The following is a 23,357-nucleotide window of genomic DNA, read 5'->3' on the forward strand; positions in this document are numbered from 1 at the left end:
GTTCGGGGGATCTTGTAGTTGTTCTGGCAGGGCTGGAGTAAACGCTGGATGCAGCGCTGGCCGTGGGTTCGGCTCGATATTGTGGTGATGCTGCTGGAGCGGATATTCGAAGAAAGGTGGTTGAGCGAAAAGCTCAATTTTCTTACATTCGATATTAAATAATTTAACAGCTGAAATTTAACAGCTCAGCCCGCCTTCGAGGTCCAGCCATGTCCATCCAGCGTCTTCCGCCGCTCAATGCCGTCCGCGCCTTCGAGGCCGCCGCACGCCTGGGCAGCTACGTCGCCGCCTCGAAAGACCTGCATGTGACGCAGCCGGCCATCGGCCGACACGTCAAGCTGCTGGAGGATTGGCTGGGCGTGCAGTTGTTCGAGCGCACCCCGCGCGGAGTCAGCCTGACGTCCGCCGGGCAACGCTACTACGCAAAGATATCCACAGCCCTGCAGCAGATCGCCGATGCCGGCCATGAACTGGCCCCCGGCGGCACCGCGCGCTGGCTGAAGATCCTTGTGGTGCCGGCCTTCGCCAAGCGCTGGCTGATGCCTCGCCTGGAGACCCTGCGGCAGCAGCGCCCCGGTCTGAAGGTGGCGGTGGAGCCGAACCCGACTTTCAGCGAAGTGGACGGTAAAAGCGCTGATCTGGGGATTGTCTACGGGCTTCCCGGCGTCTATCCGCAGTGCCACAGCACGCTGGTGCGGCCGGCGGTGTTCCCGGTGTGTTCGCCTGCCTATCTCGAGGAACACGGCCCGCTGAGCAGCGTGCACGAGCTGGCGCAGCACAAGCTGATCCATGTCGACGACGGCGAATGGTGGAACCTCTGGTTGTCCACCATCGGCCTCGACCTGCGGGTGAACTCCGACGTGCTCTACGTCAGCAACGACCACGCGCTGTCCATGGCCGAGGCCGGCCACGGTATCGCCCTGGCCAACCTGGTGCTGGTAAAGCACCAGTTGGCCGCCGGCACGCTGGTGCGGCCGCTGCCCGAGGAAGTGCCGCTGGAAAGCTACCAGTTGCTGTTGCCCACCGGCGCGGTAAGCGCCGACGTCGCCTGGTTCGAGGACTGGATTCGTGCGGCGCTGCAGGAAGAGTTCTCGCCACCCGCGGCCCACATGACTGATTCGACTGAATAGTCGGACGCACAACTCGCCACGAAAATACAGGGGAGTATTCCACCGGGGCCGCGGGGCTGAGTCGGCTGCATGGCTAGGCGGAGCGCCGAAGACAGTGCGACTTAGTACGGCGAGGCGCTCCAACGGCGCCAGGCGGTCGAATCAGCCCCGCGGGGCGTAGGCGAAGACGTCGGCGCGCATTTGATGCGGGTCCATGCCCGCCGCCACCAGCACATCCAACGTGCCATAGACCATCGCCGGCGAGCCGCTGGCGTAGACGCGCAGGCCGGCCAGCTCGGCGAAGTCCTCGCACACCGCTTCGTGCAACAGGCCGCAGCGCCCCTGCCAACCACAAAGGTCGCTGACGATCTTGTGCAGGTGCAGGTTGGGCACGCTTTCCCACTGCTCCCAGTGCGGCAGCTCGTAGAAGTCTTCCGGGCGGCGCACGCCCCAGTACAGGTGCACCGGATGGGCAAAGCCGGCGGCGCGGCAGAACTCGATCAGGCTGTGCATCTGCGCCATGCCGGTGCCGGCGGCGATCAGCACCAGCGGGCCGTCCGGCAGGTCGGCGAGGTGCGCGTCGCCGAAGGGCATCTGCACGCGGGCGAAGCGGTCGCGCTGCAACTGGGTCAGCAGGTCGATGGCGCTGTTCTCGCGGGCCAGGATGTGCAGTTCCAGGTCACGCCCTTCCTGCGGCGCGGAGGCCAGCGAGAAAGCCGCCGGGTCGCTGCCGTCGCGCTCGATCAGCAGGTACTGCCCAGCGTGGTAGCGCGGCGGCTTGCCGGCCGGGGCGCGCAGGCGCACACGCCAAACATCACCGCCCACTGGCTCGCAGAGCGTCACCTGGCAGGAGAGTTTGCGCACCGGCAGCTCGCCAGGCGCCAGCACGCCATCCCAGTGCAGCACGCAATCTTCCAGCGGTTCGGCCAGGCAGGTGAAGAGTTCGCCGTGGTCGCGCACCTCGCCATCCTGGCATACACGGCCTTCCACCAGCAGCGCCGCGCAGATATGGCAGTTGCCGTTGCGGCAGCTCTGCGGGCAGTCGTAGCCCTGGCGCCGCGCACCGTCGAGGATACGTTCCCCGGGGTTCAGCTCGAGCTGAGCACCGGAGGGTTGCAAGGTCACTTTCAAGCGCTGTTCTCGTTCTTCTAGGCGGACGGCCTCTGGCGCATGGCCGCCCTTGGTGTTCGACGGCCCGTCAGTCGATGCCCAGGCTCGCCCAGATTTCGTCGACGCGGCGGGTCACCGCCGGGTCCTTCTCGATCACCCGACCCCACTCGCGACTGGTCTCGCCCGGCCACTTGTGGGTGGCGTCCAGGCCCATCTTCGAGCCGAGCCCCGAGATCGGCGAAGCGAAGTCCAGGTAGTCGATCGGCGTGTTGTCGATCATCACCGTGTCGCGCTTGGGATCCATGCGCGTGGTGATGGCCCAGATCACGTCGTTCCAGTCGCGGGCGTTGATGTCGTCGTCGGTGACGATAACGAACTTGGTGTACATGAACTGTCGCAGGAACGACCAGACACCCAGCATCACGCGCTTGGCGTGGCCGGGGTATTGCTTCTTCATGGTCACCACCGCCATGCGGTAGGAGCAGCCTTCGGGCGGCAGGTAGAAGTCGGTGATCTCGGGGAACTGCTTCTGCAGGATCGGCACGAAGACTTCGTTCAGCGCCACACCGAGGATCGCCGGCTCGTCCGGCGGGCGGCCGGTGTAGGTGCTGTGGTAGATCGGTTTCTGCCGGCGGGTGATGCGCTCGACGGTGAATACCGGGAAGCGGTCCACCTCGTTGTAGTAGCCGGTGTGGTCGCCGTACGGGCCTTCATCGGCCATCTCGCCGGGATGGATCACCCCTTCGAGGACGATCTCGGCGCTGGCCGGCACCTGCAGGTCGTTGCCGATGCACTTGACCAGCTCGGTCTTGTGCCCACGCAACAGGCCGGCGAAAGCATATTCGGAGAGGTTATCCGGCACCGGCGTCACGGCGCCGAGGATGGTCGCCGGGTCCGCCCCCAGGGCCACGGCCACCGGATAGGGCTGGCCGGGGTGCTTCTGGCACCACTCGCGAAAATCCAGCGCACCGCCACGGTGGCTGAGCCAGCGCATGATGACCTTGTTGCGGCCAATCACCTGCTGGCGGTAGATGCCCAGGTTCTGCCGCTCCTTGTTCGGCCCGCGGGTGACGGTCAGGCCCCAGGTGATCAGCGGCGCCACGTCGCCGGGCCAGCACGTTTGCACCGGCAGTTTCGACAGGTCGACGTCGTCGCCCTCTTCGATCACTTCCTGGCACGGCGCGTCCTTGAGGACCTTGGGCGCCATGTTGATGACCTTCTTGAAGATCGGCAGCTTGGACCAGGCGTCCTTCAGCCCCTTGGGCGGCTCGGGCTCCTTGAGGAAGGCCAGCAGCTTGCCGATCTCGCGCAGTTCGGAGACGTCCTCGGCGCCCATCCCTAAGGCGACGCGCTCGGGCGTGCCGAACAGGTTGCCGAGTACGGGGATGTCATAGCCGGTGGGCTTTTCGAACAGCAGGGCCGGGCCCTTGGCGCGCAGGGTGCGGTCGCACACCTCGGTCATTTCCAGCACCGGGGATACCGGCGCCTGGATGCGCTTGAGCTGTCCGCGCTGCTCCAGGGCAGCGATGAACTCGCGCAGGTCGCGATACTGCATGAGGGTCTCGATGGCGGCAGGATGATGCGACAGTCTACCGCCTATCAGCGCCTTGCAGAAACACGAAGGCCGGGTTTCCCCGGCCTTGCGTGGTTCGAGAGGCGCTTACTTGCTGCGCTTCATCGAATCGAAGAACTCGTCGTTGGTCTTCGTCTGGCGCAGCTTGTCCAGCAGGAATTCCACGGCGGCGATCTCGTCCATCGGGTGGAGGATCTTGCGCAGGATCCACATGCGCTGCAGCTCTTCCTCACCGGTGAGCAGCTCTTCGCGACGGGTGCCGGAGCGATTGATGTTGATTGCCGGGAACACGCGCTTTTCCGAGATGCGACGGTCGAGGATGAGTTCCGAGTTACCGGTCCCCTTGAATTCCTCGTAGATCACTTCGTCCATCTTCGAGCCGGTTTCGATCAGCGCGGTGGCGAGGATGGTCAGCGAACCGCCTTCCTCGATGTTGCGCGCGGCGCCGAAGAAGCGCTTGGGCTTTTCCAGGGCGTGGGCGTCGACACCACCGGTGAGCACCTTGCCGGAGCTGGGGATCACGGTGTTGTAGGCGCGGGCCAGACGGGTGATGGAGTCCAGCAGGATGATCACGTCCTTCTTGTGCTCGACCAGGCGCTTGGCCTTCTCGATCACCATCTCGGCGACCTGAACGTGGCGGGTCGGCGGTTCGTCGAAGGTGGAGGCAACCACTTCGCCGCGCACGGTGCGCTGCATCTCGGTCACTTCTTCCGGGCGCTCGTCGATCAGCAGGACGATCAGGTGGCACTCGGGGTTGTTGCGGGTGATGTTCGAGGCGATGTTCTGCAGCATGATGGTCTTGCCCGCTTTCGGCGGGGCGACGATCAGGCCGCGCTGGCCCTTGCCGATCGGCGAGCAGAGGTCGATCACACGGCCGGTGAGATCCTCGGTGGAGCCGTTGCCGGCTTCCATGGTCAGGCGCTTGGTCGGGAACAGCGGCGTCAGGTTCTCGAAGAGAATCTTGTTCTTCGCGTTCTCCGGACGATCGAAGTTGATCGAGTCGACTTTCAGCAGGGCGAAGTAACGCTCGCCTTCCTTCGGCGGACGAATCTTGCCGATGATGGTGTCGCCCGTGCGCAGGTTGAAGCGACGGATCTGGCTGGGCGAGACGTAGATGTCGTCCGGGCCGGCCAGGTACGAGGAATCGGCGGAGCGCAGGAAGCCGAAGCCATCCTGGAGAATCTCCAGCACGCCGTCACCGGAGATTTCCTCGCCGCTTTTCGCGTGCTTCTTCAGCAGCGCGAAGATGATGTCCTGCTTGCGCGAACGAGCCATGTTTTCCAGGCCCATGGCATCGGACATTTCCAGCAATTCGGCAATCGGCTTTTGCTTGAGTTCGGTCAGATTCATAGAAGGGACGTAAATACGCTGAAAGGGGAAAAGGGAACAAGCGTGATGCTTGAAGAGCCGCGCCGTAGATGACGGACAGGATCGCTTGGAATTCGAATAGGAAGTGCGTCGGCGACGGCTTGCAGGGGACAACGAAAAACTCGTTGTGGCCCGAATTTAACACCCGAGTTTCAGAGCGTCTAGGGGCAAAAAGAAAAAAGCCCTGCTCGATGGCAGGGCTTTTCACACATTCTCGACCTTAGATGTTGCTGTCGAGGAAGGCCGCCAGCTGCGACTTGGACAGCGCGCCGACCTTGGTGGCTTCAACGTTGCCACCCTTGAACAGCATCAGGGTCGGGATGCCACGCACGCCATACTTCGGCGGGGTGTCCTGGTTCTCGTCGATGTTCAGCTTGCAGACTTTCAGCTTGCCCTGATAGTCCTTGGCGATCTCGTCGAGTACCGGAGCAATCATCTTGCACGGGCCGCACCATTCGGCCCAGTAGTCGACCAGCACGGGACCGTCGGACTTCAGTACGTCCTGCTCGAAGCTGGCATCGGTAACATTGACGATATGTTCGCTCATGTATTCTCTCCGTCAATCGGATGCGAAAAAGTGTCCGCCATCATATCCCGCCTCGGCCCGCACCGAAAGGCGCAGCCGATTGAGTGTATCTATCGCTGTCGCGGCGACTTCTGATCGGTGACAACCCCTTCATTGGCACTCCCCGCCTAAAATGGCAGGATGTCTTCCGTATTTACCCGGACCTCACCCCATGCCCCATACCCCTGCCAAGACCTTCCCGATGATCGCGGCCATTGACCTTGGCTCGAACAGTTTCCACATGGTCCTGGCGAAGGCCGATCACGGCGAGATCCGCATTCTTGAGCGCCTAGGCGAGAAGGTCCAGTTGGCCGCCGGCATAGGCGATGACCGCCTGCTCACCGCCGACTCCATGCAGCGCGGCTACGACTGCCTGAAGCAGTTCGCGCAGTTCATCAACGGCATGCCGCCAGGCTCGGTGCGCGTCGTGGGCACCAACGCCCTGCGCGAAGCGCGCAACCGCGCCGAGTTCATCCGCGTTGCTGATCAGATCCTCGGCCACCCGGTGGAAGTCATCTCCGGCCGCGAAGAGGCACGCCTCATCTACCTGGGCGTCTCGCACACGTTGCAGGACAACCCCGGCAAGCGCCTGGTGGTCGATATCGGTGGCGGCAGCACCGAATTCATCATTGGCCAGCAGTTCGAATCGCAATTGCGCGAAAGCCTGCAGATGGGCTGCGTGAGCTTCACCCAGCGCTATTTCAAGGACGGAAAGATCACCCCGGCGCGCTATGCCCAGGCCTACACTTCGGCGCGCCTGGAGCTGATGAGCATCGAGAACAGCCTACGCCGCCTGGGATGGGACGAGGCGGTCGGCGCCTCCGGCACCATCCGCGCCATCTGCCTGGCGATCCAGGCCGGCGGCCACGGCAACGGCGAGATCAACCCCGAAGGCCTGGCCTGGCTCAAGCGCAAGATGTTCAAGCTGGGCGAGGTCGAGAAGCTCGACATCGACGGCATCAAGCCGGACCGCCGACCGATCTTCCCGGCCGGCATGGCGATCCTCGAGGCGCTGTTCGACGCCCTCGAGCTGACGCGCATGACCCATTCCGAAGGCGCCCTGCGCGAGGGCGTGCTCTATGACCTGCTGGGCCGCCACCACCACGAGGACGTCCGCGAACGCACCATCGGCGCCCTCATGGAACGCTACCACGTCGATCCGGAACAGGCCGCTCGCGTCGAAGCCAAGGCGCTGGAATCGCTGGACCAGGTGGCCAAGGCCTGGAACCTGAACGACGAAGGCCACCGCGAGCTGCTGATGTGGGCCGCGCGCGTGCATGAGCTGGGCCTGGACATCGCCCACTACCACTACCACAAGCACGGCGCCTACCTGCTGGAGCACTCGGACCTAGCCGGCTTCTCGCGCTTGGACCAGCTGACCCTGGCGCTGCTGGTGCGCGGCCACCGCCGCAACATCCCGGTGGACAAGTTCAACGAGCTGGGCGACGAGGGCGACAAGCTGATCCGCCTGTGCATCGTGCTGCGCTTCGCCATCCTCTTCCACCACATTCGTGGCACCCAGGAAATGCCGGCGGTGGCCCTGAAGGCGTCCGGCAAGTCGCTGGACATCCGCTTCCCGGACGGCTGGCTGGCGGCCAACCCGCTGACCCAGGCGGACTTCGAGCAGGAAGCCGAATGGCTCAAGCGCGTGGGTTATTCACTCAGCGTGAGCTGAGTGCCCCGCCACAGGCAAAGGCCCCGGCGCGCAAACGCCGGGGCCTTTTCATTTCCAGCGTCACCCTGACCTTCAGGAGCGAGCTTGCTCCTACGAAAAGCCCAAGAAAAAGCCCTGCCGAAGCAGGGCTTTCGATATCACTGGAGGGATCAGCGAACGCTGATCACCGGCGTGCACAGGCGCTCCAGCAGCGTCGCCTGGGCGTTGCGGGCGTTCTGGTTACCGCTGGGGCTCTGCCGCACGTAGCTGCCGTCGGACTGCAGCACCCAGGCCTGGGTGTTGTCGCTCAGGTAGGATTCCAGCTCCTTCTTCACCCGCAGCACGAGTTTTTTGCCTTCCACCGGGAAGCAGGTCTCCACGCGCATGTCGAGGTTACGCTCCATCCAGTCGGCGCTGGAGAGATAGAGCTTCTCCTCGCCGCCGTTGAGGAAGTAGTAGATCCGGCTGTGCTCCAGGAAGCGGCCGATGATCGAGCGCACCTGGATGTTGTGCGACACCCCCGGCACGCCCGGACGCAGACAGCACATGCCGCGCACTACCAGGTCGATCTTCACGCCGGCCTGGCTGGCCTTGTACAGCGCACGGATGACCTTGGCGTCGGTCAGCGAGTTGACCTTGGCCATGATGTGCGCCGGCTTGCCCTCGGCAGCCTGGGCGGCCTCGCGGTTGATCATCTCCAGCAGGTTCTTCTTCAGGGTGAAGGGCGCGTGCAGGAGCTTCTTCATGCGCAGGGTCTTGCCCATGCCGATCAGCTGGTTGAACAGCTTGTGCAGGTCCTCGCAGAGCGCCACGTCGGCGGTCAGCAGGCTGTAGTCGGTGTACAGGCGGGCGTTGCCGGCGTGGTAGTTGCCGGTGCCCAGGTGCGCGTAGCGGCGCAGCTCGCCGTCCTCGCGACGCAGGATCAGCATCATCTTGGCGTGGGTCTTGAAACCGACCACACCGTAGATCACTACCGCACCGGCCTGCTGCAGCCGGCTGGCCAGTTGCAGGTTGGACTCCTCATCGAAGCGCGCCCGCAACTCGATCACCACGGTCACCTCCTTGCCGTTGCGCGCGGCTTCCACCAGCGCGTCGACGATCTCGGAGTTGGCACCGGAGCGGTACAGCGTCTGCTTGATCGCCAGCACGCTGGGGTCCTTGGCAGCCTGGCGCAGCAGGTCGACCACCGGGGTGAAGGACTCGAACGGGTGCATCAGCAGCACGTCGAGCTTGCCCAGGACGTTGAACAGGTTTTCCTTCTTCTGCAGCAGCTTGGGGATAGTCGGGGTGAACGGCGGCGACTGCAGCTCCGGGTGGCTGGCCAGGCCGGTGACGCTGAACAGGCGCGTCAGGTTGACCGGCCCGCTGACGCGGTACAGCTCGGTCTCGGACAGGCCGAACTGCTTGAGCAGGTAATTGGACAGGGGCACCGGGCAGGTATCCACCACCTCCAGGCGCACGGCGTCGCCGTAGCGGCGCGAGAACAGCTCGCCGCGCAGCGCGCGGGCCAGGTCCTCGACATCCTCGGCGTCCACCGAGAGGTCGGCGTTACGGGTCAGGCGGAACTGGTAGCAGCCCTTCACCTTCATGCCGTGGAACAGGTCGTCGGCGTGGGCGTGGATCATCGACGACAGGAACACGTAGTTGTCACCCGGCCCTGCGACCTCTTCCGGCAGGCGGATGATCCGCGGCAGCGAGCGCGGCGCAGGAATGATTGCCAGGCCCGAGTCGCGACCGAAGGCGTCCAGACCTTCGAGCTCGACCATGAAGTTCAGGCTCTTGTTCACCAGCAGCGGGAACGGGTGGGTCGGGTCGAGGCCGATCGGGGTGACGATGGGCGCTATCTCGTCACGGAAGAAGCGACGGACCCAGGCCTTGATCTTCGGCGTCCAGTAGCGGCGGCGGATGAAGCGGATGTCGTGCTTGGCCAGTTCCGGCAACAGGATGTCGTTGAGGATGCTGTACTGGCGGGCAACCTGCTCGTGCACCTGTTCGCTGATGCGCGCCAGCGCCTGGTGCGGCAGCAGGCCGTCGGCGCCGGCTTGTTCGCGGGCGAAGGTGATCTGCTTCTTCAGGCCGGCGACGCGGATCTCGAAGAATTCGTCGAGGTTGCTGGAGAAGATCAGCAGGAACTTCAGGCGTTCCAGCAGCGGGTAGGACTCATCCAGCGCCTGTTCCAGCACGCGGATGTTGAACTGCAGCTGCGAGAGCTCGCGATGAATGTAGAGGGCACTGTCGTCCACGTTGATCGCCGGCACCGCCGGTTCGACGGGCGATGCCGGCGTCTCCACCGCCTCCGTTACGACGACTTCGGTGACTTCAGCAGTGGTGTCAGCTTCGATAACTTCGGTTTCGCTAATGCCTTCGGTATTCATCGCTCGTCTCATCGACGGGGTCAGCCCCCGCTTTTCATTTTCAATTGTTGTGCCGCGCGCTTGGCGAAGTAGGTCAGGATGCCATCTGCGCCCGCGCGTTTGAAGGCCAGCAGCGATTCGAGGATCACCGCCTCGCTGAGCCAGCCGTTGTTGATCGCGGCCATGTGCATCGCGTATTCGCCACTGACCTGATAGACAAAGGTCGGCGCGCGGAATTCGTCCTTGGCGCGGCGAACGATGTCGAGATAGGGCATGCCCGGCTTGACCATGATCATGTCGGCGCCTTCGGCGAGGTCAGCGTAGATCTCGTGCAGCGCTTCGTCGCTGTTGGCCGGGTCCATCTGGTAGGTGGCCTTGTTGCCCTTGCCCAGGTTGGCGGCGGAGCCGACGGCATCGCGGAACGGGCCGTAGTAGGCGCTGGCGTACTTGGCCGAGTAGGCCATGATGCGGGTGTTGATGTGGCCGGTGGACTCCAGGGCCTCGCGGATGGCGCCGATGCGGCCGTCCATCATGTCCGACGGAGCCACGACCTGGGCGCCGGCCTCGGCGTGGGAAAGCGCCTGCTTGACCAGCACATCAACGGAAATGTCGTTCAGGACGTAGCCGTCTTCGTCAAGGATGCCGTCCTGGCCGTGGCTGGTGAACGGGTCCAGCGCCACGTCGGTGATGATGCCCAGCTCGGGGAAGCGCTCGCGCAGGGCGCGCGTGGCGCGCTGGGCGATGCCATCGGGGTTGAAGGCCTCGGCGCCGTCGAGGGATTTCTTCTCCAGCGGGGTCACCGGGAACAACGCCAGGGCCGGGATGCCCAGCTCTACCAGCTCTTCGGCTTCCTTGAGCAGCAGGTCGATGGACATGCGCTCCACACCCGGCATCGAAGGTACCGCTTCCCGTTGGTTCTTGCCGTCGAGGACGAACACCGGAAGGATCAGGTCGTTGGTGGTCAGGACGTTTTCGCGCACCAGACGGCGGGAAAAATCGTCACGACGATTGCGACGCAGACGAGTGAAGGGGAAGGCACGATCGGCGGGAATGAAGCTCACGGCGTACTCCAGGGCCTGATGCAGCAGGCACAGTCTGACAGTTATAGCCCTGAATTATGACCGATTGGTAACAACCGGTAACAGTGACCCTTGGTCGCGGCATCCTGCCGCAGCGGCATGCCGCCGCTCTGCACCGGCACAGACTTGTTCCAAGTCAGTTGTGCGGACCGGGATACCTTCCCTGCGGGCGACAACCGGGTTAGGCTTCGCGTTCATTTCGCTGCGTTGCCTCGATAATGCTCCAACAATTCCTGCAGGATTTCGGCTACTTCGCGCTGTTTCTCGGCACGTTCTTCGAGGGTGAGACCATTCTGGTCCTGGCCGGCTTCCTGGCATTCCGCGGCTACATGCAGCTGGAGTACGTCATCGCGGTGGCGTTCTTCGGCAGTTACGCGGGCGACCAGCTCTGGTATTTCCTCGGTCGTCGCCACGGTCGCAAGCTGCTGGCGCGCAAACCAAGCTGGCAGAAGATGGGCGACAAGGCGCTGGAGCACGTGCGCAAGCATCCCGACCTGTGGGTGCTGAGCTTCCGCTTCGTCTACGGTCTGCGCACCGTGATGCCGGTGGCCATCGGCCTGTCCGGTTACCCGCCGGCGCGCTACCTGCTGCTCAACGGCATCGGCGCCATCGTCTGGGCCACCGTGCTGGGCAGCGCTGCCTTCTACTTCGGCAGCGTGCTCGAAGGCGTGTTGGGCAACATCAAGAAGTACGAACTGATGGTTCTCGGCGGCCTGGTAGTGATCGGCCTGCTGTTCTGGCTGCGCCGCCGCTTCAAGGCTTCCAAGGCGGACTGATCAGGCCGCCTGCGGCAGGCGCTCGGCGCGCCGCAGGCCGAGCAGCCCGATCAGGCTGAGCAGCGAGTAGACCGCCAGCGCCCAGGGCGCCCACTGCGGCAACCCGATGCCTCCCCACAGTACCAGCGCCGCCACTGCCGGTACGTTCAGCGCCAATCGCAGCAGATCCAGGCGCAGCGCCCAGGCGCGGTTCTCCAGCCAGCATCCGATGGCGTAGAGACCGAAAGCCATCCAGGCCCAGCCAATCACCAGCGGCAGCACTTGCCAGCCCTCCCCGACGCCCAGCAACCAGGTGCCGATTACCACGTAGATGGCGAACTGCAGACCGGCGTACCACTGCCGGCCGCGCGTCAGCGGCACCTCGAACTTGCGGAAGGCCGCCAGGTCAGGCTTGGCCATGGGATAGCGCTGGGCGACGTCCGCGGGGCGCCAGCCGGTGCGCATGAACCAGATGCGCAGCTTGTCCCACAGGCTGCCGGCACGGCGCGCATCGTTCCACAGGTGCGCATAGACCTGCAGGTTGGCCCACAGCGGGTTCCAGCTGGCCAGGGGGACGGTCACGCCGAACACCACCGGCTCTTCGTCCAGCTCTTCCTGGAAGGTGCCGAACAGGCGGTCCCAGAGAATGAACACGCCCCCGTAGTTGCGATCCATATAGACAGGGTTCTGCGCGTGGTGCACGCGATGGTTGGAGGGAGTGATGAATATCCATTCGAACCAGCCCAGCTTGGGAATGTGCCGGGTATGAACCCAGAACTGATAGAGCAGGTTCAGTGCGCCGACAGTGAGGAACACCAGCGGCGGCACCCCGGCGATGGCCATTGGCAGGTAGAAGATCCAGCCGAAGATGAAGCCGGTGCTGGTCTGCCGCAGCGCGGTGGAGAGGTTGTAATCCTCGCTCTGGTGGTGCACCGAATGCGCGGCCCAGAGCACATTGCGCTCATGGCCGAGGCGGTGGTTCCAGTAGTAGCAGAAGTCGTAGAAGACGAAGGCGAACGCCCAGACCCACAGGCTCTTAGCCGACAGCTCGAACAGCGCGAGGTGCTGCCAGGCGATGGTGTAGGTCACCAACGCCAGCCCCTTGGTCAGCAGGCCGCTGGTGGTCGACAGGACCCCCGCGCTGAGGCTGTTCAGCGCGTCGCTCAGGCGATAGGTGCGCAGGCCGCGCCAGCGGTCGGCGAGCAGTTCGATCGCAATCAGCAGGAAAAAGAAGGGCACGGCGAAGAGGATGTAGTTCATGGCACGACCGAATCGTTATGCTTATGAGGAAGGATCCTAGTCCCTTGCCCGCCGCCGGCCACGGCCGTCGGCGACAGTCCGGGCGGCATATCGCGACAGCCCCGACCCCCTCGAACAGGAGCAGTCCATGAAGAAAGTTGCCGTTATCCTTTCCGGTTGTGGCGTCTACGACGGCGCGGAAATCCATGAAAGCGTGATCACCCTGCTGCGCCTCTCCCAGCGCGGCGCCAAGGTGCAGTGCTTCGCCCCGAACATCGCCCAGCACCATGTGCTGAACCACCTCACCGGAGAGGAAATGGCCGAGAGCCGCAATGTGCTGGTGGAGTCCGCACGGATCGCCCGCGGCGAGGTGAAGGATGTGCGTGAAGCCAAGGTCGAGGACTTCGACGCGCTGATCGTGCCCGGCGGCTTCGGCGCGGCGAAGAACCTCAGCGACTTCGCCTTCAAGGGCGACCAGTGCGAAGTGCAGCCGGACGTGCTGGCCCTGGCCAAGGCCTTCGCCGCGGCGAAGAAGCCGGTCGGCCTGCTCTGCATCGCCCCGGCCCTGGCCGCGCGTATCTATGGCGAAGGCGTGGAATGTACCATCGGTACCGACGAGGGTACGGCCCAGGCACTGACCAGCATGGGTGCCAAGCACATCGACTGCGCCGTGGAAGACATAGTCGAGGACAAGGACCACAAGCTGGTCACCACTCCTGCCTACATGCTCGCGCAATCCATCGCCGAAGCCGCCAGCGGCATCAACAAGGCGGTCGATCGGGTGCTGGAGCTGGCGTGAACCTGTAGACATAGAGTTTCCTACGCCCTGCCCATCCTCGGTGAAAACGAAAACGCCCGGCAGTGCCGGGCGTTTTCGTGTCAGGCCTTGCGGCTCTGCTCCTCGCGCATCAGCCGCGTCAGCAGCCGATCCAGGCTGTTGGCGAAGGCCTGGCGATCCTTGTCGCCGTAGGGTGCTTGCCCTCCTCCGACCTGCCCCTGCTCGCGCAGGTCGGTGAACAGGTTGCGCACCGCCAGGCGCTCGCCCATGTTCTTCTCGTCGAATTCGCGGCCGCGCGGGTCCAGCGCATCGACGCCCTTCTTCACCAGCCGGTCAGCCAGCGGCACGTCGCTGCAGATCACCAGGTCGCCCGGCTCGGCCTGTTCCACCAGGTAATCGTCGGCGGCGTCCATCCCGCTGGGCACGACAATCAGGCTGACGCAGGCGAATGGCGGCTTGGCCACGGGCTGGCCGGCGACCATCACCACATCCAGCTTGCGCTTCAAGGCGAACTTCGCCACCAGCTCCTTGGCCGCGCGCGGGCAGGCGTCGGCATCGATCCAGATACGCATCGGGGGAAAACCTTCCTTCGAAAAGCACGACGGCCAGTATCGCACTGGCCGTCGTGTATCGCTTGGCTATTGCCTCAGGACGACGCGGCGACCGCAGCGGCCTTGCGCCGTTCGGAGAAGTAGCTGCGTCCGTAGAGCACGGCCACCGCCAGCAGCGCCACCGCCTGGGCCGACAGCGAGTAGGCGTCGGCCTTGATGCCGAGCCAGTCGAAGTCGAAGAAGGGCACCGGGCGGGTGCCGATCACGCCGGCTTCCTGCAGGGCGACCACGCCGTGGCCGGCGAAGACCACCGACAGGGCGCAGAGCAGCGCGGCGTTGACGGTGAAGAACAGCTTCAGCGGCAGCTTCGCCGAGCCACGCAGGATCACGAAGGCAATGGCGATCAGGATCACCACCGCGGTGCCCGCACCGGCGATCACCGCGTTGTGGCCGGCAGGACCTGCCTGCAGCCAGAGCGTCTCGTAGAACAGGATGACTTCGAACAGTTCGCGGTAGACCGAGAAGAAGGCCAGCACGGCGAAGCCGAAGCGGCCCCCGCCACCCACCAGGCTGCTGCGGATGTAGTCCTGCCAGGCGGCGGCGTGGCGGCGGTCGTGCATCCACACGCCGAGCCAGAGGACCATCACGCAGGCGAACAGCGAGGTAAAGCCCTCCATCAGCTCGCGCTGGGCGCCGCCGATGTCGATGACGTAGGCCGCCACCGCCCAGGTGGCGAAGCCGGCGACGAAGGCCAGGCCCCAGCCGATGTGCACGCCACGCACAGCCTTCTCCTGCCCGGTATTGCGCAGGAAGGCGAGGATGGCCGCCAGCACAAGGATCGCCTCCACGCCTTCGCGCAGAAGGATCAGCAGGGCGGAGATGAAGCTGATGGAGAAGCTCAGCGAGTCGCCGCTCAGGGCCTTGGCGGCGTCCGCCAGCTTGGCCTTGGCCAGTTCCAGCTGCTGGGCAACTGCGGTTTCCGGCAAGCCGTCACGCAGGGCCTGACGGTAGGCCATCAGCTGCTTCTCGGTCGCCTTGCGCAAATCGGCATCGACGTTGTCCAGCGAGGACTCCACCAACTCGAAGCCCTCCAGGTACGCGGCGACGGACAGGTCGTAAGCCTGGTCGTGATCGCCGGAGCGGTACACAGCGAAGCTCTTGTCCAGGGTCGCGGTGGTGTAGTCGATCTGCTGCGCCGGGCCACGATGCTCCAGCGGCGGGTGCGCACGCAGGGCACGGAAGCTCTCGGCCGCAGCTTCGCCGTCATGTTCGGCGACATCGGCAGGCGTCTGGGTCGACAGGGTTGCCAGCGGGTAGGCGTGGGCCGGGTCGGGCTTGGCCTGACCGGCACTGAGGCTGGCCACATAGGAGGCAAGGTCCCAGCGCTGACGCTCGTCGAGCTGGTCGGCGAAGGCCGGCATGTCGGTGCCGGCAACGCCCAGGCCAATGACATTGCGCAGATCGTAAAGGCTGAGCTGGTCAAGGCGCGCGCGGTCGGTCAGGTTGGCCGGCGGCGGCTCCAGGCCGATGCCTGCAGGTCCGTCACCCTTGCCGGCGTCACCGTGGCAGATCGAGCACTGCTGAGCGTAGACCTCGGCGCCACGGGCCGGATCCGGGGTGATCGCGGGAGTCTGCACCACCTGGTAGATATCGGCGACACGCACCTCCAGGTGGCGAGCCTGCTGGGCCACCTGCCTGCCCGGCTGGCGCTGCTCGATGGCCTGCTTGAGGCTGGCGGCGTCTTTTTCCAGGTCCGCACGCTCGGGGCGCGCCGGCAGGGTCAGGATCAGCGAGTGGAGATTGCCGACGAACTCGAGCTGCTCCTTGTATTCGCTGTCGTTGATCACCTTGCCGTCGGTCACGGTGGCGGGGTAGTCAGCGGCGAGGTAGCTGAGCAGGTGAAGGGCTTGAGCAGGGTCGACAACCGTGTCGGCTTGAGCTCCAAGGCTGAAGATGCCGGCCAGCGGCAATAGCCAGACGAAAAGTTTGGAGGGGCGCATACGGGAAGTTAAATGAGAATGAAAGAGATTAAATTGTCACCTCAGGTTTCCGTCTATGCAAGGACAATGTCTCGCACAGTTACATCCACAGTGGCCCCACGGCCACTTCGGGACGCCGTCGAAATCCGCGCAAACGCCCTCAGACCGGGGCGCGGCGGACCGTGGCGAGCAGCGCGGCGGCGCCCACGAACAGAGTCGCGAAAGTTCGATTCATGATCTTCTGCTGACGCTGCGAACGCAGGGCGCGCAACACACGGGCGGCCAGGCCGGTGTAGCCGGCCATGACAATCAGGTCGACGGTGATCATGGTCGCCCCCATGATCACGTACTGGATCGCCATCGGCTGGTGCGGGTCGACGAACTGCGGCAGTACCGCGAGCATGAAGATCACCGCCTTGGGGTTGCTGGCGTTGACCAGAAAGCCGCGTAGCACCAGGGTCAGCGGCCGGCCGATAGGGCGCTCGCCGCTCGCCGCCATCACCTGCGGGGCAGCGGTCCACTGGCGATAGGCGAGATAGACCAGGTAGACCACACCGAACCACTTGATCGCGCTGAAGGCCACCGCCGAAGCCGAGAGCAGCGCGCCGACGCCTGCGGCGACGATGGCGATCTGCAGGGCGAGGCCGATCTGCAGGCCCAGGGCATTCCAGTAGCCGCGCCAGAAGCCGTATTGCAGCCCACAGGACATCGAGGCGATGGCCCCTGCGCCGGGCGACAGGCTGATCACCCAGCAGGCGATGAAGAAGGCGAACCAGGTACTGGCGAGCATTGCGGACCTCACGGCGCCCAGGCAGGCGCAATAACTTGTTACGGAGGCCCAGTGTGCCTCAGTCAGGCTGCGCCGCCCAGCGTTGCCGACGAAGGTCGAGGGAGCCCTGAAGAAGCGAGCTGGATCGCAAACAGAGCCTCCAGGGGCTCCAGCGAAGAGGCGATTCGCGAGCGAGCTGGCTCCGGCGAAGAGCCAGAAGAAAGCCCGGCACGAGGCCGGGCTTTCTTCATCCGAATCGAGTGATCAGCTCGGGATGTCCCTGCGCAGCTTCACCGGCTCCTCGCCACGCTTGCGCGCCAGGGCGCCGCGCAGGCGGATGTTGATCGCCTCCACCGCCAGCGAGAAGGCCATGGCGAAGTACACATAGCCCTTGGGCACGTGGATCTCGAAGGCTTCGGCGATCAGCACGGTGCCGACCACGATGAGGAACGACAGCGCCAGCATCTTCAGCGACGGGTGCTTCTCGATGAAGGCACTGATGGTGCCGGCCGACAGCATCATCACACCCACCGAGATGACGATGGCCGCAACCATCACCGGCACGTGCTGCACCAGACCCACGGCGGTGATCACCGAGTCCAGGGAGAAGACGATGTCGATGATCGCGATCTGGATGATGATGCCCATGAAGCCGCGGGACTTGCCGCCCTGCTGGCCGCCCTCCTCCGCGCCTTCGAGGCTGTGGAAGATTTCCATGGTGCTCTTGAACAACAGGAACAGGCCGCCGAAGAACAGGATCAGGTCGCGCCCGGAAATGCCATGGTCGAACACGGTGAACAGGTCCGCGGTGAGGCGCATCACCCAGGTGATCGAGAGCAGCAGCAGGATCCGCGTGCCCATCGCCAGGGCCAGGCCAAAGAAGCGCGCCTTGGGTTGCTGCGCGGGCGGCAGGCGGCCGACCAGGATCGAGATGAAGATGATGTTATCGATGCCCAGTACGATTTCCAGGGCAGTCAGGGTCAGAAAGGCAACCCAGATCTCAGGGCTTGTGAGCCATTCCATAGTGGGAGACGTCCGTCAGGGGGTGGTGGGAAAGTTCGGCCCGCGCCAACGGCGAATGGCCTTCTGGAAGAACAGATTGTTCGGTACTTGCAGCAGTGCGCCGGGCGCACCGTCCTCGGCAACTTCTTCCAGCGTGGTGTAGAGCAGGTTGATTGCCACCACCCGGCCTTTCACACCGGGCTTGTCGGCGGACTCGATGACTTCCACGCGGTCGCCCAGGCGGAAGGGCCCCATGGTGAAGATCATCAGGGCGCAGAACAGGTTGGAGAGCACGCTCCAGATGGCGAAGAAGGCCACGGCGGCGACGGCCGCAAAGCCGGTCAGCGCAGCCCACAGCACGTCCGCAGACACACCCAGGCGCTCCAGCACCAGCATTACCGCCGAGCCCATGATCAGCCAGCGCAGGCTGCCGCGCAGGGGCAGCAGCAGTTCCGGCGGCATCGGATAGCGCTCGCCGAGGCGGCTGATGGCGCGCGTCACGATGCGCTGCACCACCCAGGCCAGCAGCAGGATGAGGATGATCTGCCCGCCACGCAGCAGTGGTTCGCTCCACGCCACCAGCAGGTTCACGTCACCCATCACTCACTGGCCTCAAGTTGGCGCTGCAGTTCTTCGAGGGTTTCCAGGGCCATCAGCCAGGATTCTTCCAGCTCGCTTTCGCGGGTCTTTAGAGTTGCCTGGCGAGCCAGCAGGTCACGCAGTTCGTCCTTGCGCGCAGCTTCGTAGAGGGCGCTGTCGCCCAGGCGCTCCTCCAGTTCGGCGAGCTGCTCGTGGACCTTGCCCAGCTCTTTTTCCAGCTTGTCGGCTTCGCGCTTGTGCGGGGCGAGTTGCTGGCGCAGCGCAGCGGCCGCCTGGCGCTGAGCGCGCTTGTCGGTCTTGTCGCCGGCGGGAGCCGCGGGTGAGGACGGCGTCTGGCGGGCGCGGAAGTCCACCAGCCAGCGCGCGTAATCGTCGAGGTCGCCATCGAACTCGCGGATGCGCCCGTCGGCCACCAGCAGGAACTCATCGGTGGTGCTCTTGAGCAGGTGACGATCGTGCGACACCACCACCACGGCGCCGGAGAACTCCTGCAGCGCCAGGGTCAGCGCCAGGCGCATTTCCAGGTCGAGGTGGTTGGTCGGTTCATCGAGCAGCAGCAGGTTGGGCTTCTGCCAGGCGATCAACGCCAGCGCCAGGCGTGCCTTCTCGCCACCGGAGAAGTTCAGCACCGGTTCGTCGCAACGCTCGCCGCGGAAATCGAAGCCACCGAGGAAGTCGCGCAGGGTCTGCTCACGCTCGGCCGGCGCGATGCGCGCCAGGTGCAGCAGCGGGCTGGCCTTGGGGTCCAGCGAGTCGAGCTGATGCTGGGCGAAGTAGCCGATGGCGAGGTTCTCGCCACGGGCGAGCTCGCCGGACAGCAGCGACAGGTCGCCGGAGAGGGTCTTGATCAGCGTGGACTTGCCAGCGCCATTGGGGCCGAGCAGACCGATGCGCGCGCCGGGCACCAGTTGCAGCTTGACCTTCTCCAGCACGGTCTTGTCGCCGTAGCCCAGGCGGGCCTCGGAGAGGTTGAGCAACGGGCTGGAGATCTTGTCGGACTCGCGGAAGGCGAAGTCGAACGGCGAATCGACGTGGGCCGGCGCCAGCTCTTCCAGGCGTTCCAGCGCCTTGATCCGGCTCTGCGCCTGGCGAGCCTTGGTGGCCTGGGCGCGGAAGCGGGCAATGTACTTTTCCATGTGCGCGCGCTGCGCCTGCTGCTTCTCGTACGCCTGTTGCTGCTGGGCAAGGCGTTCGGCGCGGGTACGCTCGAAGGCCGAGTAGCCGCCGCGGTAAAGGGTCAGCTTGCGCTGTTCGAGGTGGGCGATGTTGTCCACCACGGCATCGAGGAAATCGCGGTCGTGGGAGATCAGCAGCAACGTGCCCGGATAGCCCTTGAGCCACTCTTCCAGCCAGAGGATGGCGTCGAGGTCCAGGTGGTTGGTCGGTTCGTCGAGCAGCAGCAGTTCGGACGGGCACATCAGCGCCTGCGCCAGGTTCAGGCGCATCCGCCAGCCACCGGAGAAGTCGCCGACGCGGCGGTCCATCTGCTCGGGCGTGAAGCCCAGGCCGGCCAGCAGCTTGCGCGCGCGGGCGTCCGCGGTGTATCCGTCAGCGCTGTCCAGTTCGCTGTGCAGGCGCGCCAGGGCAGTGCCGTCGTGGGCGTCTTCCGCCGCGGCCAGATCCGCCTGGATCTTGCGCAGGTGCACGTCGCCGTCGAGCACGTAATCGACGGCGAGGCGGTCGAGGGTATCGACCTCCTGGCGCATGTGTGCGATGCGCCAGTCCGCAGGCAGGTAGCAGTCGCCGGCGTCCTGGCCGAGCTGGCCGCGCAGCAGGGCGAACAGGCTCGACTTGCCGGCGCCGTTGGCGCCGATCAGGCCGACTTTCTGTCCGGCGTGCAGGGTGAGTTCGGCACCTTCCAGCAAGCGCTGGGGGCCACGCTGTAGCGTAAGATTTTGTAGTCGAATCATGGCGGCGGAGTTTATCAGCTTCGCCTGGCAATCGCTGTGGGTGCTCTATGTCTGATGATGTCTGGTCGTATGCGCTGAAACTCTACGCCTGCCCTGGGGTTGAGCCGGCTTGCCTGGCCCTGCAGGAAGGCGGTGCGGATGTCTGCCTGCTGCTCGCTTCGGCCTGGCTGGGAAGCACTGGCGTGACCTTCTCGCCATCGCGGATGAGCGCGCTGGAATGTGCTGCGCGGGAGTGGCGCGAGGAAGTGATAGTGCCGCTACGTTCGCTGCGTCAGCGCTGGCGCGATCCGGCGAAGCAGGATGCTGGGCTGGCGCCGCTGCGGGAGCGGATCAAGCAGGTCGAACTGGAAGCGGAAAAGGTGCTGCTGGGAAGACTGGAGGCGGTGGCAAGGGGTTGGCCACGAGGTGAAGCGCAGGAACTGGTGTACTGGCTGGAAGCTGCAGCCGGTGAAGCGGGCGGCTTGCGCCGCGATGCGCAGGAAACCCTGCGCATCGCGGCGAGCCTCTCCTGAGCCTCAGGAAGCGCTGGATGAGGTGCTGCTGACCGGCGTCGCCGGCGCCGCAGTAGCGCTGGAAACCGGGGTGGCGGCCGGAGTGCTCGGCTGGGCAGCCGATGCGCTCGGGGCAGCCGGAGCGGCCGGCTTGGCAGCGGCGGCGGGCTTGGGCGCAGCAGGCTTGGCGGCCGGCTTTGCGGCTGGCTTGGCAGCGGCTTTCACCGCAGGCTTGGCAGCTGGTTTCGCGGCGGGCTTGGCAGCGGCGGCAGGCTTGGCAACCGGTTTCGCGGCGGGCTTCGCGGCAGGTTTGGCAGCAGCGGGCTTGGCGGCAGCAGGCTTCGCAGCGGCTTTCGCGGCGGGCTTGGCGGCTGGTTTGGCAGCGGCTTTCGCAGCAGGCTTGGCAGCCGGTTTCGCGGCTGGTTTGGCAGCAGGCTTGGCGGCAGCAGCGGCAGGCTTAGCAGCGGGTTTGGCTGCCGGCTTGGCGACAGCTTTCGCAGCAGGCTTGGCGGCTGGCTTCGCGGCAGCTTTGGCAGCCGGCTTGGCAGCAGCGGGTTTTGCAGCGGCAGTTTTCGCAGCCGGTTTGGCAGCGGTTTTAGCGGCAGGCTTGGCGGCGGGTTTCGCAGCAGGCTTGGCAGCGGCTTTGGCAGCAACAGGCTTGGCAGCGGCAACCTTGGCAGCCGGTTTCGCAGCAGGCTTGGCAGCGGCTTTCACGGCAGGCTTGGCGGCGGATTTGGCAGCGGCTTTAGCGGCCGGTCGGGCGGCGGCCTTGGCAACCGGCTTGGCAGCGGCAGCGACCGGCTTGCGGGTAGCGAGGGACTTGCCAGCGGCTTCCTTCACCTTGGTCACGCCCTGGGCGAGCTTCAGGCTCTCCTGCACATCACGCTTGAGATTGGCGATGTAGGCACGGGTTTCGGTCTGACGGGTCTTCAGGACATCCAGGGCGCCATCGATATCGGCGATGGTCGACTTGGCTTTTGCCTGCGCCTTCGCCTTGCCGGCCTTGGTCGCGTCCTGCAGTTTGGCGCGAGCCTTGTGCAGCTTCTCCTGTGCCTTGCCGCGTTGTTTCTCGAGCTTGGCGAGCAGCTTTTCGGAATCGACCAGCGCCTGCTTGCAGGCACCTTCGAGGTGTTCGATCAGACTGTTGGACAACTGGTGCAGCAGATGCAACGGAGTGGTGACGGGTTTCTTGTTGGCCGACATGACGTGCCTCCTGGCGGACGTGGTTGCGCCCATACTAGCCCCGCTGATGGCCTCTCGCCAATGTCCCGATTGTGCTGCAGGCCGCAGCGGGCATCGGCTTCAGAGGTTTTCAGCAGTGCGCGAAGGCGCGTTTTCTCACTCACCCAGTGACGCTGCAACTTACACTTGGTTCCCTGGAGTGCGTGCTTCGCTGCGCGCAAAGCCGCATGGCGCTTGAGCTTGAGTGCAGAAAAAATATTTTCTGCACACGCTGCAAAAGCCCATTGCAGAGCCTCCCACGCTACCACGCAGAAGACAGCCAGGCTCGCTCGAAAAGTCGCATCACCTGCCACGATGCAGCGCCAGATGATCGCGCGTGAAGCAGCGAATCGGTGTTCGCTCCCTCTTTGTACGCCGGCGGAAACCAGCCAGCGCGAGCGTCGACTTCACCCCAAAAAAACCATGCATCACCCTCTTCGGGAGCCGCCGGACGGCAGGAGTTTTCGTTGCGGTGCGCGCACTCCGAATCACAGCCTGAAGCTCGAGAACATCGCTGGCAGAAACCGCCCTTGCAGGAGAGACAAGCACCGCATGGAAGCAGCTCCGTTCGCGATTGCCCGGAGCCGCGCGAGCCCAACACCCAAACGAAAACGGCGCCAGTGCCTGAAGCACTCGCGCCGTTGTCGGACTTCCCTTCGCTCAGGCCAGGACGGCTTTCTGCTCGTGGGCGTTGTGCAGTACTTCGATCAGGCAGTCTTCCAGTTCGAAGCGTTCGTGCAGTTGCTGGCGCAGACTCTTCAGTTCGCTGGTCAGGCAGGTGCCTTCGCGGCAGTCGCCATTGTCGCAACGATCATTGAAGTTCAGCGCGTTGGCGGTGATGGTTTCCAGGCGCGGGTAGATCTGCTTGGCCAGTTCCAGGCCCCGCGTATCGCCGAAGGCCTGCGCCTCGTTCATCAGCTGTTCGTAGACTTCGAAGTGGCCCGCCGACACGTAGTCGAGCAGGAGCTGACAGAAGTTCTGGAGATTCTCGGCGTTGGTCTTCGGCGCCTGGACACCGTCCAGGGAATCGAATGCCCGGACCAACTCATGTCGATCCCGCAACCAGCGGTCGATCAGCTGGTGTACGCCTCCCCAACGTTCCTGGGCATTACGGCAGCTCTCGAGCATGTTGTCCTCACTTCCCTTTTCGCCGTCCCGGCAAGGTCCGCCCCGGGACAATATTCTGTCGAATCTCGACATCCGCGATGTGTGAAGCTTGTTCGGCGGCGGCTTTCCGACGGAGTGGAAAT

Annotated in this window: 20 protein-coding genes; 5 read left to right on the forward strand and 15 right to left on the reverse strand. The window is 64.7% G+C overall.

What is annotated here, in order from left to right; genetic code table 11:
• Positions 1 to 209: 209 nt before the first annotated feature.
• Entirely contained in the window at positions 210 to 1,130 is a 921-nt protein-coding gene (locus PNI01S_RS12990) for a LysR substrate-binding domain-containing protein (RefSeq protein WP_084358386.1), read from the forward strand.
• Positions 1,131 to 1,271: 141 nt separating this feature from the next.
• Here the strand turns inward: PNI01S_RS12990 and PNI01S_RS12995 are convergent, their stop codons facing one another.
• The 4 genes from PNI01S_RS12995 to trxA form a co-directional block, all read right to left on the reverse strand.
• Positions 1,272 to 2,240 carry a CDP-6-deoxy-delta-3,4-glucoseen reductase gene (locus tag PNI01S_RS12995; protein ID WP_084358387.1) on the reverse strand — a complete coding sequence of 323 codons (969 nt, stop codon included), beginning with the start codon at positions 2,238 to 2,240 and terminating at the stop codon, positions 1,272 to 1,274.
• A 67-nt stretch (positions 2,241 to 2,307) separates the two neighbouring features.
• On the reverse strand, positions 2,308 to 3,774 hold the full coding sequence (gene ubiD, locus PNI01S_RS13000; RefSeq protein ID WP_024765762.1) for a 4-hydroxy-3-polyprenylbenzoate decarboxylase: 1,467 nt from the start codon (positions 3,772 to 3,774) through the stop codon (positions 2,308 to 2,310).
• Between the two features lie 105 nt (positions 3,775 to 3,879).
• Entirely contained in the window at positions 3,880 to 5,142 is a 1,263-nt protein-coding gene (gene rho / locus PNI01S_RS13005) for a transcription termination factor Rho (RefSeq protein WP_015475046.1), read from the reverse strand.
• A gap of 238 nt (positions 5,143 to 5,380) precedes the next feature.
• A complete protein-coding gene (gene trxA / locus PNI01S_RS13010) occupies positions 5,381 to 5,707 on the reverse strand; it encodes a thioredoxin TrxA (protein ID WP_015475045.1) in 327 nt (108 codons plus the stop codon).
• A 190-nt stretch (positions 5,708 to 5,897) separates the two neighbouring features.
• Here trxA and ppx point away from each other — a divergent pair, with 190 nt between their 5' ends.
• On the forward strand, positions 5,898 to 7,400 hold the full coding sequence (gene ppx / locus PNI01S_RS13015) for an exopolyphosphatase (protein ID WP_024765763.1): 1,503 nt from the start codon (positions 5,898 to 5,900) through the stop codon (positions 7,398 to 7,400).
• A 149-nt stretch (positions 7,401 to 7,549) separates the two neighbouring features.
• Here the strand turns inward: ppx and ppk1 are convergent, their stop codons facing one another.
• On the reverse strand, positions 7,550 to 9,754 hold the full coding sequence (gene ppk1, locus PNI01S_RS13020) for a polyphosphate kinase 1 (protein WP_065086206.1): 2,205 nt from the start codon (positions 9,752 to 9,754) through the stop codon (positions 7,550 to 7,552).
• 20 nt (positions 9,755 to 9,774) lie between these two features.
• The gene (gene hemB, locus PNI01S_RS13025; protein ID WP_065086205.1) at positions 9,775 to 10,794 is read right to left on the reverse strand and encodes a porphobilinogen synthase; all 1,020 of its coding nucleotides are present in this window, start codon (positions 10,792 to 10,794) and stop codon (positions 9,775 to 9,777) included.
• Between the two features lie 233 nt (positions 10,795 to 11,027).
• Here hemB and PNI01S_RS13030 point away from each other — a divergent pair, with 233 nt between their 5' ends.
• Positions 11,028 to 11,588 carry a DedA family protein gene (locus PNI01S_RS13030; RefSeq protein ID WP_024765764.1) on the forward strand — a complete coding sequence of 187 codons (561 nt, stop codon included), beginning with the start codon at positions 11,028 to 11,030 and terminating at the stop codon, positions 11,586 to 11,588.
• On the opposite strand, the gene PNI01S_RS13035 is transcribed toward PNI01S_RS13030, so the two are convergent.
• Positions 11,589 to 12,827, reverse strand: a complete 1,239-nt coding sequence (locus tag PNI01S_RS13035) for a sterol desaturase family protein (RefSeq protein WP_084358388.1) — start codon at positions 12,825 to 12,827, stop codon at positions 11,589 to 11,591.
• Between the two features lie 127 nt (positions 12,828 to 12,954).
• Between PNI01S_RS13035 and elbB the strand changes: the two genes are divergently transcribed.
• Positions 12,955 to 13,605, forward strand: a complete 651-nt coding sequence (gene elbB / locus PNI01S_RS13040) for an isoprenoid biosynthesis glyoxalase ElbB (RefSeq protein ID WP_024765765.1) — start codon at positions 12,955 to 12,957, stop codon at positions 13,603 to 13,605.
• Between the two features lie 80 nt (positions 13,606 to 13,685).
• Here elbB and PNI01S_RS13045 read toward each other — a convergent pair whose 3' ends face one another.
• The 6 genes from PNI01S_RS13045 to PNI01S_RS13070 form a co-directional block, all read right to left on the reverse strand.
• Complete coding sequence (locus PNI01S_RS13045) at positions 13,686 to 14,156, reverse strand: YaiI/YqxD family protein (RefSeq protein ID WP_037013429.1); 471 nt, start codon at positions 14,154 to 14,156, stop codon at positions 13,686 to 13,688.
• 74 nt (positions 14,157 to 14,230) lie between these two features.
• Positions 14,231 to 16,135: a cytochrome c/FTR1 family iron permease gene (locus PNI01S_RS13050; protein ID WP_024765766.1), complete on the reverse strand. Its 1,905-nt coding sequence runs from the start codon at positions 16,133 to 16,135 to the stop codon at positions 14,231 to 14,233.
• A gap of 139 nt (positions 16,136 to 16,274) precedes the next feature.
• A complete protein-coding gene (locus PNI01S_RS13055; protein ID WP_024765767.1) occupies positions 16,275 to 16,904 on the reverse strand; it encodes a LysE family transporter in 630 nt (209 codons plus the stop codon).
• 243 nt (positions 16,905 to 17,147) lie between these two features.
• Complete coding sequence (locus PNI01S_RS13060; RefSeq protein WP_084358389.1) at positions 17,148 to 17,906, reverse strand: TerC family protein; 759 nt, start codon at positions 17,904 to 17,906, stop codon at positions 17,148 to 17,150.
• 15 nt (positions 17,907 to 17,921) lie between these two features.
• Positions 17,922 to 18,485 (reverse strand): mechanosensitive ion channel family protein, encoded by a 564-nt coding sequence (locus tag PNI01S_RS13065; protein ID WP_084358390.1) that lies wholly within the window; start codon positions 18,483 to 18,485, stop codon positions 17,922 to 17,924.
• On the reverse strand, positions 18,485 to 20,395 hold the full coding sequence (locus PNI01S_RS13070) for an ATP-binding cassette domain-containing protein (RefSeq protein WP_024765770.1): 1,911 nt from the start codon (positions 20,393 to 20,395) through the stop codon (positions 18,485 to 18,487). Before PNI01S_RS13070 ends, PNI01S_RS13065 begins: the two co-directional genes overlap by 1 nt.
• A gap of 47 nt (positions 20,396 to 20,442) precedes the next feature.
• Between PNI01S_RS13070 and PNI01S_RS13075 the strand changes: the two genes are divergently transcribed.
• Positions 20,443 to 20,907: a TIGR02444 family protein gene (locus PNI01S_RS13075; protein ID WP_084358391.1), complete on the forward strand. Its 465-nt coding sequence runs from the start codon at positions 20,443 to 20,445 to the stop codon at positions 20,905 to 20,907.
• Positions 20,908 to 20,910: 3 nt separating this feature from the next.
• Here PNI01S_RS13075 and PNI01S_RS13080 read toward each other — a convergent pair whose 3' ends face one another.
• On the reverse strand, positions 20,911 to 22,089 hold the full coding sequence (locus PNI01S_RS13080; RefSeq protein ID WP_084358392.1) for an AlgP family protein: 1,179 nt from the start codon (positions 22,087 to 22,089) through the stop codon (positions 20,911 to 20,913).
• Positions 22,090 to 22,767: 678 nt separating this feature from the next.
• Positions 22,768 to 23,235: an Rsd/AlgQ family anti-sigma factor gene (locus PNI01S_RS13085; RefSeq protein WP_024766399.1), complete on the reverse strand. Its 468-nt coding sequence runs from the start codon at positions 23,233 to 23,235 to the stop codon at positions 22,768 to 22,770.
• Positions 23,236 to 23,357: the final 122 nt, after the last annotated feature.

Source organism: Pseudomonas nitroreducens NBRC 12694, from assembly GCF_002091755.1.
GTDB lineage: Bacteria > Pseudomonadota > Gammaproteobacteria > Pseudomonadales > Pseudomonadaceae > Pseudomonas > Pseudomonas nitroreducens.